Origin of the sequence: Streptomyces sp. NPDC001536, from assembly GCF_042894505.1 — a bacterium.
Taxonomy (GTDB): Bacteria; Actinomycetota; Actinomycetes; order Streptomycetales; family Streptomycetaceae; genus Streptomyces.
Map to the genome: position 1 here is coordinate 524585 of NZ_JBIAVQ010000004.1, position 11241 is coordinate 535825.

Genomic DNA, 11241 nt, shown 5'->3' on the forward strand with positions numbered 1-11241 from the left:
CCCTCCGGCAGTTGTGCGCGACGCGTGTGGATGGTCAAGCCGAGACCATTCACCGCCCATCGCCCCGCCATTGATCAGTAACCCCCCAACCCCCTTCAGTAAGGCGGAAGTCAGGATTCCACCGCCCGTCTTGTTGTCGCGTCCTCAACAAGGGGATGGTCTACGCGGGTCGCCGCCCCCACCGGGAACCTCACCGGTGGAACCCCCCACCGCAGGCCTCTGCAACCCCACTCACAGGAGGCTGTACGTTGCGTACGCCCAACACCCCCCGCATATCCGGCAGATCACGCCGGATCGGCTCGGCCGCCACGGCCACGGCCGCCCTCCTCTTCGCCGGACTCGGCATCGCGACCCACGCCGACGCGGCCACCCCCACGCCGCACAAGGTGAGCGCCAAGACCATCGCCGCCCAGGTCGCCAAGGCCCATGTGCAGTACGAGAACGCGTGTGCCGCCACCCCGAAGAAGGGCTACGCCGCCTGCAACGCGCTCCGCGTCACCGGCGGCACCACCGCCTTCATGGAGAAGCAGGCCGCCCTCAAGGGCGTGACGCCCAAGACCGTCAAGCCGAACGCCGCCTCGGCCACCCCGACCGGCTACGGCCCCAGCGACCTCCAGTCTGCGTACGGCCTGACCTCGGCCTCCTCCTCGGGCGGCTCCGGCGAGACCATCGCCATCGTCGACGCCTACGACGACCCCAACGCCGAGGCGGACCTGGCCACTTACCGCTCGTACTACGGCCTCTCCGCGTGCACCACGGCCAACGGCTGCTTCAAGAAGGTCTCCCAGACCGGCTCCACGACCTCCCTCCCCACCGCCGACAGCGGCTGGGCCGGTGAGATCTCCCTCGACCTCGACATGGTCTCCGCCATCGCCCCGAACGCCCACATCCTGCTGGTCGAGGCGAACTCGTCGAGCATGGCCAACCTGGGCACGGCGGTGAACCGGGCGGTCACCCTGGGCGCCAAGTTCGTCTCCAACTCCTACGGCGGTTCGGAGTCCTCCTCCGACACCTCGTACGACTCCTCCTACTTCAACCACCCGGGCGTCGCCATCACCGTCTCCGCCGGCGACGAGGCCTACGGCGCCGAGTACCCGGCCGGCTCGCGCTACGTGACGTCGGTCGGCGGCACCAAGCTCTCCACAGCGTCCAACAGCCGCGGCTGGACCGAGAGCGTCTGGAAGACCAGCAGCACCGAGGGCACCGGCTCCGGCTGCTCCGCGTACGACGCCAAGCCCAGCTGGCAGACCGACACCGGCTGCACCAGGCGCATGATCTCCGACGTCTCCGCCGTCGCCGACCCGGCCACCGGTGTCTCCGTCTACGACTCCTACGGCTCCGACGGCACCGGCTGGAACACCTACGGCGGCACGAGCGCCTCGGCCCCGATCATCGCCTCGGTCTACGCCCTGGCCGGCACGCCGTCCAGCAGCTCCTACCCGGCGCAGTTCCCCTACGAGGACACCTCGGCCCTCAACGACGTGACCTCCGGCAACAACGGCACCTGCACCACGAGCTACTTCTGCACCGCCGCCTCGGGCTACGACGGCCCGACCGGCCTGGGCACCCCGCAGGGCATCGGCGCCTTCACCGGCTGACGACCCCCAGAACTCCCCGTCGGGTCACGGGGAGCCGCCGGCGGGCAGGGGACGTGGGGTCCCCTCGGCGGCACAACGGCAACGGGCCGCGACCAACGCACCACCGGTCGCGGCCCGTTCGCCGCCGGCCCACACGCACCCGCACTGCTCCTGTTCCACCACCTTCAGGAGGCTGCACGATGCGCACAACGCCCCCCAACAGACCGTCCGTACGCGGTAGATGGCGCCGTATCGGCTCAACCGCGGTGGCGACCGCCGCACTTCTCCTCACCGGACTCGGCACCGCGGCCCACGCCGAAGCAGCGGCCGCCTCGTCCAAGGTCACCTGGACGGCGACCCCTGTTCCACCCCGAAGAAGACCGGCGAACTCGCCTGTAACTCCCTGCGCGTGACCGGCGGCACCACCGCCTTCGAGAAGAAGCACGGCATCACTCCGAAGGCCGCCGACGCCACCACCCCCTCCGGCTACGGCCCCAGCGACCTCCAGGACGCCTACGGCCTGACCGCCGCGGCCGCCTCCAACGGATCCGGCGAGACCATCGCCATCGTCGACGCGTACAACGACCCCAATGCCGAGGCGGACCTCGCGACCTACCGCTCGCACTACGGCCTCTCCGCCTGCACCACCGCAAACGGCTGCTTCAAGAAGGTCAGCCAGACCGGCTCCACGACCTCCCTGCCCACCGCCGACGCCGGCTGGTCCGAGGAGATCTCCCTCGACCTCGACATGGCCAGCGCGATCTGCCCGAACTGCCACATCCTCCTCGTCGAGGCCAAGTCGGCCACCATGGCCAACCTGGGCACGGCCGTGAACGAGGCGGTCAAGCTGGGCGCGAAGTACGTCAGCAACAGCTACGGCGGCTCGGAGTCCTCCTCCGACACGTCGTACGACTCCTCCTACTTCAACCACCCCGGCGTCGCCATCACCGTCAGCGCGGGTGACGAGGACTACGGCGCCGAGTACCCGGCCGCCTCCAAGTACGTGACGTCGGTCGGCGGCACCGCGCTCTCCACGGCGTCGAACAGCCGCGGCTGGAGCGAGACGGTCTGGAAGACGAGCAGCACCGAGGGGACCGGCTCCGGCTGCTCCGCGTACGACGCCAAGCCGAGCTGGCAGACCGACAGCGGCTGCACCAAGCGCATGATTTCGGACGTCTCCGCGGTGGCCGACCCCGCGACCGGCGTCTCGGTCTACGACTCCTACGGCGTCACCGCCGGCTGGTACACCTTCGGCGGCACCAGCGCCTCGGCCCCGATCATCGCCGGCGTCTACGCCCTCGCGGGCACCCCGGGCAGTAGCGACTACCCGGCGCAGTACCCGTACGAGAACACCTCGGCCCTCAACGACGTCACCTCCGGAAACAACGGCACCTGCGCCACGAGCTACTTCTGCACCGCCGCCTCGGGCTACGACGGCCCGACCGGCCTGGGCACCCCGGCGGGCGTGGACGCCTTCACGGGTTGACGCTCAGTCACCAGACAGACGGGCCGCGGGCACCAACCGCGGCCCGTTCGTCATGTCGGTGTCGTCCGGAGATAGCCTTCACCCTCAGAACATCGGTGCAACATGAGTGCCATCAGCACGCCAGACACAAGAAGAGGTCAACGACGGAACCACACGAAGGTTCCGCTCCGGCCTCATTGCCCGGCGTTACCTGCCGTGATACACAGAGTGACCGGGCAGTGCATTCGTACGAAACCCGCCAATCAATGACGCCAAGTCGACATCCGGCAGCAGAATTGTCGGCGAGAATGATGCCTGACCTCTGCGCACCTGCAGGGGGAAGCGGAACTACCCACCAGGGGCGGTGACTTACATGCTCTTTGCGGCCGACAAGGGAGACATCAACACCATCATCGGCGGGATCGCTCCGGACTGGGGCCCCTTCGGGGCGCTGGGCACGGAAGCGAAGACGATGATCCAGGTCGTCATGGCGGTCGCCATCATGCTCTGCCTCGGTATCGCCATCTGGGGCGCCGCGAAGCAACGCATCGGCGCGACGGCCCTCCGTGACACCTTCAGCGCGGAACAGGGCAAGGGCCTGATCATCGCCGGCCTCACCGGGGTCTTCATCATCGGCTCACTCGGCACGCTGTTCACCATCGTGTACGGCATGGCCGTCTAGCAGGCGTTCCTCCAGTCCCCGGGCACGCCCGGCCCCCACCCCTCCACCCCACCCGCCCGTCGTGCCCACCGACTGAGGTTGCGTTTCCCTGATGCCGAGTCACCACACCGCGCCCGCGCGGGAACCAGCGCGGCTACCGTCGTACTCCTACGTGTTTCCGCACGACGTCGAGGGGGCGTACGCGGCATGAGTCCCGGTGACGAACACGAGACCTCCGGCGGCTACGGCGGCTCCGGCCAGACCCGCACCCGGATGCCGGACGACGTGTACGGCGGCGCCCGCCCACGCGCCCGCTCGTCGTCACGCAGCCTGGTCACCGTGGTCGGCGTAGTCGTCCTCCTCATCGCCGCGATCGCCTTCGCGAACCGAGGAGGAGACGATTCCTCATCGGAAACGGGCGGCAGCGACAAGCCAGAGGTGGCGAGCACGGCGGCGAGCGGGACGAAGCCGGTGGCGGCGGGGTTTGCGCGGGACGCGCAGGGTGCGCAGAGTGCGGCGGCCAACTACTCGGTGACCCTGGGCTCGGCGGAGATGTTCAACACTGACCGGCGGCACGAGATCGTCAACAGCGTCTACGCCCCCGACGTCGCCGCCGCCCGACAGGCTGACCTGGATAGGGCCTACTCCAGCGAGGAGTTCCTGACCAATATCGGTCTGAACAAGGACGGCACCGCACCCACCGGCCAGACCTTCGTCTCCCGCGTCATCCCGGTGGGCACCAAGGCCACCTCGTCCAACACGAGCACCGCCACCGTCGAGGTCTGGTACACGTCCCTCTTCGGCCTCTCAGGCGACGGATCGACCAACCCAGTGTCCGAGTCCTGGTACACCACCACTTACCAGCTGAAGTGGGTCGACGGCGACTGGAAAGTCACCGACTTCCAGCAGAAGGACGGTCCCGTGCCCGTCGGGCGCGACCAGAGGGCCTCCACAGCCGACGACATGACGAAGGCCGTCGAGGAGTACGGAGGTTTCACGTATGCGCGCTAACCACCACATCCTCAAGGTCACCGGTGCTGTCGCCGCAGTACAGACCGCCGCCGTGCTGCTGGCCACCCGCGCCTTCGCCGCGCCCACCCCGAGTCCGACACCCTCGCCCACCGGCAGCAACGACCCCTGCGACCTCATCCGCGGCCCCGCCAAGGACTACTGCGAACGCGGCGAAACCGGCGGCGCCTCCGGTGGCACCACCGTCGACCCCATCTCCACCGCCGACCCCCTCTCCTCCCTCGCCAAGGGCTGCGCCGAGGCCGCCGCATGGACCGTCGACAAGCTCAGCGAGGCCGTGAAGGACACCGCGAACGTCGACTTCACGAACCCCAAGTTCCTCCAGCAGTACGCGGTCGTCTTCGCCGCGTCGACGATCCTGACGCTGCTGCTGTGGCTGCTGGCCGTGGCCAAGCGAGCCGTCCGTGGCGCGCCCCTCACCACGGCCATCTCGGAAGCGATCGGGTTCCTGTGGCTGACCGTGCTGGCGTCGGCCTTCACCCCCCTGATCCTCTACACGGTCGTATCGGCCACCGACGGCGTCACCGAGGTCCTCGCGAAGACCACCGGCGACCAGACGGACACGTTCTTCGGCACGTTCTCCGGCGCACTGGAGAAGGGCGAGGACATCGGCGGCGGCCCGATCATGCTGATCGTGGTGTCCCTGGTCTCCATCCTCGCTGCCGGAGTCCTGTGGCTGGAGCTGGTCATCAGGGCCGCGCTCCTCTACGTAGGAGCCCTCCTCGGCACCGTCGTCTACGCGGGCCTGGTCGACAAGAACCTGTGGGGCCACGTCCGCCGCTGGGCGGGCATCATGATCGCGGTCATCCTGGTCAAGCCGGTCATCGTGATCGTCCTGGGGCTCGCCGGCGCGCTGTCCGCGGACGACGGCCCCGACGCCTTCTCCGCCGTGGTCTCCGGCCTCGCCATCATCCTGCTCGCCATCTTCGCCAGCGCGATGATCTACCGCTTCGTCCCCGGCTTCGGCGACGAGATCGCGGGCTCCCGCAGCAACCGCATCATGCAGGGCGCCGAAGGAAAGGCGGCCGCGGTCATCAGCTCCCCCGCGACCCTCGTCGCCCAGGGCATCAAGACCCACAGCACCAGGGCCGACAACAACGGCGGCCAGTCCTCCGGCGGCGGCGCCCGCCCGTCCAACCCGGCCTCCGGCGGCGTGGCCGCCCACAGCTCCCGCGGCTCGAACGGCGGGGGCGGCGGATCTGTCCCCTCCGCCGCACCCCAGCCCCGTTCGAGCAGCGCGGTGAACACCCCGCACGCCAGCAACAACCGCAACAACCGCACAGGAGGTGACGGGCGTTGACGACCGAGTCCCACGTATCCCACGCGGTCACGCCCCGCCGTACCTATCTCATCGGCCGCGCCCGGCCGAACGCGATCGTCGGCCGCAACCGTGAGACCGGCGAGATCGCGCTCATCATCGTGGGCGCGTTCCTCGGCATGATGTGCGGGCTCCTCGTCCCCGTCCTCGCCTTGCGCATCGTGCTGCTGATGGGTTTCCCGCTGATCGCCCTGATGGCGGTCTACGTGCCGTACAAGCACCGCACGTTCTACAAGTGGTTCGAGATCAACCGCAGCTACAAGCGGTCCCTGAAGCGGGGCACCGCGTACCGCTCCGGTGTCATGGAGGCGGGTACGAGGGCCGACGGCCGCGAGATCGAGATCGGCCCGCCCCCGGGCATCGGCCGCATCACCTGGCTCGCCGCCCCGTTCGGCCCCGACGAGATCGCCGTACTCCTGCACGCGGACCGCCGCACCGTCACCGCCGCCATCGAGATCGAGGGCCCTGGCGTCGGTCTGCGCGACTCCGAGGACCAGGAAGCCCTCGTCGACCGCTTCGGCACCCTGCTCAAGCACGTGGCCAACGGCGACGGCTTCGTCACCCGCCTCCAGATGCTCGCCCGCACCCTCCCCGCCGACCCCGACGCCCACGCCAAGGACGTCGCCGTCCGCGGGGACGAGAAGGCACCGGGCTGGCTGCAGCAGTCGTACGACCAACTCCAGTCCATGGTCTCGACGAGCAGCGAGCAGCACCGCGCCTATCTCGTCGCCTGTATGCACTTCAACCGCGAACTCGCCGCCGAGGCCCACACCATGGCCCGCGCGGCACGCCCCCAGTCCGGCCGCAAGCTGGACCGCGACGCGGGCCTCGCGATCGTGATGGCACGTGAGCTGACGGACATCTGCTCGCGGTTGCAGGAGGCCGACATCCGCGTACGACAGCCGCTGGGCCAGGGCCGTCTCGCCTCGCTGATCCACTCCATGTACGACCCGGACCACCCCATCGACCACATCCAGGCGATGACCAAGCGCAACTCCTGGCCGGCCGAGCTGGACGCCATGGAGCCGACGTACCTCCAGGCGAAGACGCGGGAGTCCTCGACGCGCGCGCCCTGGTGCCACGCCACGGCCTGGGTGAAGGAATGGCCGATGACCCCCGTCGGGGTCAACTTCCTCGCCCCCCTCCTCGTCCACACCCCGGACGTCATCCGCACGGTCGCCGTCACGATGGACCTCGAACCCACCGAGGTCGCCATCGAGCGCATGCTGACCGAGAAGACCAACGACGAGGCGGAGGCGTCCCGCGCCGCCAAGATGAACCGGACCGTCGACCCCCGCGACGTCGCCTCCCACAACCGCCTGGACCAGCGCGGCGAGGACCTCGCGAGTGGCGCGGCCGGCGTCAACCTGGTCGGCTACATCACCGTCTCCTCCCGTAACCCCGAGGCCCTGGCCCGCGACAAGCGGACCATCCGGGCCTCGGCCGGAAAGTCGTATCTGAAGCTGGAGTGGTGCGACCGCGAGCACCACCGCGCCTTCGTGAACACCCTCCCGTTCGCCACCGGAATCCGAAGGTAGAGGCTGATGCGCTGATGCGGGACCCGCTCTCCGTCCTCACCGACGCCTTCACGTCCTTCCTCTTCGGGAAGGTCGAGACGACCCGCCTGCCGGTCCGCACCTCCACGGGCCAGGCCCAGGCGGTCTACCTGCCCACGGCGGCGCCGGGCCTCGGTGACTCCGGCGTCATCATCGGCCGCGAGGTCTACTCCGGGAAGGGCTACATCTACGACCCCTTCCAGCTGTACGGCCAGCAGCTCCCGGCACCCCACTGGCTGGTCCTCGGGGAGTCCGGCAACGGCAAGTCGGCGCTGGAGAAGACGTACGTCCTACGGCAGTTGCGGTTCCGCGACCGCCAGGTCGTCGTCCTCGACGCCCAGGGCGAGGACGGGGTCGGCGAATGGAACCTCATCGCGCAGGAGCTGGGGATAACTCCTATCCGCCTGGACCCGATGGCCGCCCTGGACATGGGTATCCGGCTCAACCCGCTCGACCCCGCGATCACGACGACCGGCCAGCTCGCCCTGCTGAGGACCATCATCGAGGTCGCGCTGGGCCATGGCCTGGACGAGCGCTCCGGCTTCGCGCTGAAGGTCGCGCACGCCTACGTCAACGAGACCATCGTCGAACGCCAGCCGGTGCTGACGGACATCGTCGAGCAGCTACGGCATCCCGAGCCGGAGTCGGCCGAGGCGATGAACGTCGACATAGACGATGTACGGGCCTGGGGCCTCGATGTCGCCCTGGTGCTCGACCGGTTGGTCGACGGTGACCTGCGCGGCATGTTCGACGGCCCCACGACGGTCGGCATCGACCTCGACGCGCCCCTCATCGTCTTCGACCTGTCCCACATCGACCGCAACTCCATCGCCATGCCCATCCTCATGGCGATCGTCGGCGTGTGGCTGGAGCACACCTGGATCCGCCCCGACCGGAAGAAGCGCATCTTCCTGGTCGAGGAGGCCTGGCACATCATCAACAGCCCCTTCGTGGCCCAGCTGTTCCAGCGGCTGCTGAAGTTCGGCCGACGGCTCGGTCTGTCCTTCGTGGCGGTCGTCCACCACCTGTCCGACGTGGTGGACGGGGCGGCGGCGAAGGAGGCGGCGGCGATCCTGAAGATGGCGTCCACGAGGACGATCTACGCCCAGAAGGCGGACGAGGCGAGAATGACGGGCCGGGTGCTGGGTCTGCCACGCTGGGCGGTCGAGATCATCCCCTCGCTGACACCCGGCATCGCGGTGTGGGACGTCAACGGCAATGTCCAGGTGGTCAAACACCTGATCACCGAGACGGAACGGCCGCTGGTCTTCACCGACCGCGCGATGACCGAGTCCTCCGCCGACCACCTCACGGACGACGCCCTGCGCGCGGCCGAACTGGAGGCGGAGGAGCGGGCGGCGGCCTTCATGGAACAGCACATGGAGCAGCACATGGGCGACTCCGAGTCGACGGTGGCGTAGGCGTAGGCGGGAGACGTGCCATGGTGAGACCTGACGACCGCCGCGGGCAGGAGAGCCAGGGCGGCATCCCGGACGGGCTGCTGGTCGGCATACTCGCCTTCCTCCTCGGCATGACCCTGATGGTCTGGTCGGCCACCGGCCTGGCGGGCCTCTTCGTCCACGGCACCTGGCCCGAGGGCGTCACCTTCGCCCGTACGCCCATGGCGATGCGCCAGCTCATCGGCCAGCCCCACGACATGCCGGGCGCCTGGCCCGAGACCCCGGCGGGGCAGCTCTCCGGGTACGGGCTGTTCTGGGGGCTGTTCATCGGCCAGCTGATGATCCTGGTCGTGCTCACCGTGTTCGTCCTGGGGACGGTGGCCCGGTGGAAGGCGGTACGGCGGGCGCGGCGGACCGGGACTCCGGTCGCTCCGGTCGCGGTCGTGGAACAGCCGCCGCCGGCTCCGGAACCCGTCGTCGAGGCGGTCACGCACCACGAGGTCCCGACACCGCGGGCGGAGCCGGAGCCTCCCGTCGTGGCGGCACCGGTGCCCCCGCGGGTGGAGAAGGTCCTAGTGGCCCCGAAGGAGACCCGCCAGGCCTCCGCCACCCAGGCGGTCCGCGACGCCGAGGGCGCCACCCTCGTCGTCACCTCGAACCCCGCCGTCTGGTCCGACACCAAGGACGCCCGCACCAAACTGGGCCCGGTCCACCTCTACGACCCCGCCCACCTCTGCGACACCCCGGCCCGCCTCCACTGGTCCCCCACGACGGGCTGCGAGGACCGACAGACGGCGACCGCGAGGGCCCACGCCCTGCTCGCCCCGGTCCGTCCCACCGCGAAGATCGACCAGGCCGTGGCCGACGTAGCGGAAACGCTCCTGCGCAGCTGTCTGCACGCCGCCGCCATCGACGGCCGCACCATCCGGCACGTCCACCGCTGGTCCCAGGGCACCCAGATCCAGGACGCGGTCCGCATCCTGCGCACCAACCCCAAGGCCGCCCCCGGCGCGGCGGGCGAGCTGGAGGCCGCGCTCACCGCGCACCCCGAACGCCGGGACATCGCCCAGGAGTTGACCGGCCGCGCACTCGCCGCCCTCTTCACGGTCAACATCCGCGAGGCGTGCACTCCAAACCGAACTGATGCCCTTGCCTTGGATTCCTTCGTGGACGAAGGGGGCACGCTTTATGTGGTGGGGGAATCCATCGAGGACCCCAGAACCAACCCGGGCGCCATGCCACTGCTGACGGCGCTCGTCTCCAGCGTGGTCGAGCGTGGCCGGCGCATGGCCGAACGGTCATCCTCCGGTCGCCTCGACCCACCACTGACGCTCGTCCTGGACGACGTCGCCGCCGTGGCTCCGCTTCCCCAGCTCCCGGAGCTGCTGGCCACCGGGGCGGACCGGGGCCTGCCGACCCTGGCCCTGCTCCGGTCCCGGGAACAGGCGAGGGCCCGCTGGCCGCACGACGAACTGCCGGTGTAGCAAGGGTCTTGCGAAAGCTCAGCCCTTCTCGAGAACGAACTCCAGCTCGATCTCACCCTCCTGACCGGGCAACGGCACCGTCTTCCCGGTCGGCACGAACCCGGCCTTGCGATAGAACCCCTGGGCCCGCGGATTGTCCTCGTGCACGATGAGCCGCACCGCCTCGACCCCACGCCCCCACGCCCACTCCAGGCCGGCGTCGAAGAGCCCCTTGGTCACCCCGCCCCCACGCCACTCGGGCCGCACGAACACCCCGACGATGTGCCCTTGGTTCCGCTCGACGGTGAACCCGGCCCAGTCGGTGCTCCCGGCCTCCTCGATCAGCACGACCACGGACCCGACCCACGTCCCGTCCGCGGCCTCTGCGACGAACTGCCGCGCCTCGCCCCCGTGGGACGACCCGGCGGCCCGCTCCTGCCAGAAGGAGTCCGGATGGCTCAGGGCCTTCTCGTACGTCTCCAGAAAGGCGACCGGCGCCGCGGGATCCTGCAACGCGACGAGCCGCAGCTCCTTCACGGCAGGCCACTCATCAGCACGTATGGGCCGGACGACATATGAATCGGGCGTCGAGTCAGTCATGCCATTCACCGTAATACTAAAACAGAAAAAGGCCCACGCCTGATGGCGTGGGCCTTTTCTAAAAATTGTTCGGCGGCGTCCTACTCTCCCACAGGGTCCCCCCTGCAGTACCATCGGCGCTGTAAGGCTTAGCTTCCGGGTTCGGAATGTAACCGGGCGTTTCCCTCACGCT

At 69.3% G+C, this 11241-nt stretch carries 8 protein-coding genes, 1 rRNA gene and 1 pseudogene; 8 read left to right on the forward strand and 2 right to left on the reverse strand.

Annotated elements, in window-relative coordinates:
• Positions 1-248 precede the first annotated feature (248 nt).
• The 8 genes and pseudogenes from ACFY0U_RS15390 to ACFY0U_RS15425 all read left to right on the forward strand — a co-directional run bounded on the left by ACFY0U_RS15390 (position 249) and on the right by ACFY0U_RS15425 (position 10490).
• Entirely contained in the window at positions 249-1598 is a 1350-nt protein-coding gene (locus ACFY0U_RS15390) for a peptidase S8 (protein WP_388635324.1), read from the forward strand.
• Between the two features lie 179 nt (positions 1599-1777).
• Positions 1778-3063 (forward strand): annotated as a pseudogene (locus ACFY0U_RS15395) (peptidase S8).
• A gap of 352 nt (positions 3064-3415) precedes the next feature.
• The gene (locus ACFY0U_RS15400; protein WP_046262904.1) at positions 3416-3724 is read left to right on the forward strand and encodes a hypothetical protein; all 309 of its coding nucleotides are present in this window, start codon (positions 3416-3418) and stop codon (positions 3722-3724) included.
• Positions 3725-3910: 186 nt separating this feature from the next.
• Entirely contained in the window at positions 3911-4714 is an 804-nt protein-coding gene (locus ACFY0U_RS15405; RefSeq protein ID WP_388635326.1) for a hypothetical protein, read from the forward strand.
• Entirely contained in the window at positions 4704-6032 is a 1329-nt protein-coding gene (locus tag ACFY0U_RS15410; RefSeq protein ID WP_388635328.1) for a hypothetical protein, read from the forward strand. The genes ACFY0U_RS15405 and ACFY0U_RS15410 overlap by 11 nt, the downstream gene beginning before the upstream one ends.
• Positions 6029-7588 (forward strand): SCO6880 family protein, encoded by a 1560-nt coding sequence (locus tag ACFY0U_RS15415; RefSeq protein ID WP_388635330.1) that lies wholly within the window; start codon positions 6029-6031, stop codon positions 7586-7588. Before ACFY0U_RS15410 ends, ACFY0U_RS15415 begins: the two co-directional genes overlap by 4 nt.
• 14 nt (positions 7589-7602) lie before the next feature.
• On the forward strand, positions 7603-9027 hold the full coding sequence (locus ACFY0U_RS15420) for an ATP-binding protein (protein ID WP_388635332.1): 1425 nt from the start codon (positions 7603-7605) through the stop codon (positions 9025-9027).
• 23 nt (positions 9028-9050) lie between these two features.
• Entirely contained in the window at positions 9051-10490 is a 1440-nt protein-coding gene (locus ACFY0U_RS15425) for a type IV secretory system conjugative DNA transfer family protein (protein ID WP_388635369.1), read from the forward strand.
• An 18-nt stretch (positions 10491-10508) separates the two neighbouring features.
• Here ACFY0U_RS15425 and ACFY0U_RS15430 read toward each other — a convergent pair whose 3' ends face one another.
• On the reverse strand, positions 10509-11069 hold the full coding sequence (locus tag ACFY0U_RS15430) for a GNAT family N-acetyltransferase (RefSeq protein ID WP_388635334.1): 561 nt from the start codon (positions 11067-11069) through the stop codon (positions 10509-10511).
• Between the two features lie 67 nt (positions 11070-11136).
• Positions 11137-11241: ribosomal RNA gene (rrf, locus tag ACFY0U_RS15435) — 5S ribosomal RNA — on the reverse strand; the annotation flags it as partial.

Excerpts from the sequence above, each read along its gene's own strand:
- ACFY0U_RS15420 (WP_388635332.1), top strand. The coding sequence starts at position 7,603 with ATGCGGGACCCGCTCTCCGTCCTCACCGACGCCTTCACGTCCTTCCTC.
- ACFY0U_RS15430 (WP_388635334.1), bottom strand. The coding sequence starts at position 11,069 with ATGACTGACTCGACGCCCGATTCATATGTCGTCCGGCCCATACGTGCT.
- ACFY0U_RS15410 (WP_388635328.1), top strand. The coding sequence starts at position 4,704 with ATGCGCGCTAACCACCACATCCTCAAGGTCACCGGTGCTGTCGCCGCA.
- ACFY0U_RS15405 (WP_388635326.1), top strand. The coding sequence starts at position 3,911 with ATGAGTCCCGGTGACGAACACGAGACCTCCGGCGGCTACGGCGGCTCC.
- ACFY0U_RS15400 (WP_046262904.1), top strand. The coding sequence starts at position 3,416 with ATGCTCTTTGCGGCCGACAAGGGAGACATCAACACCATCATCGGCGGG.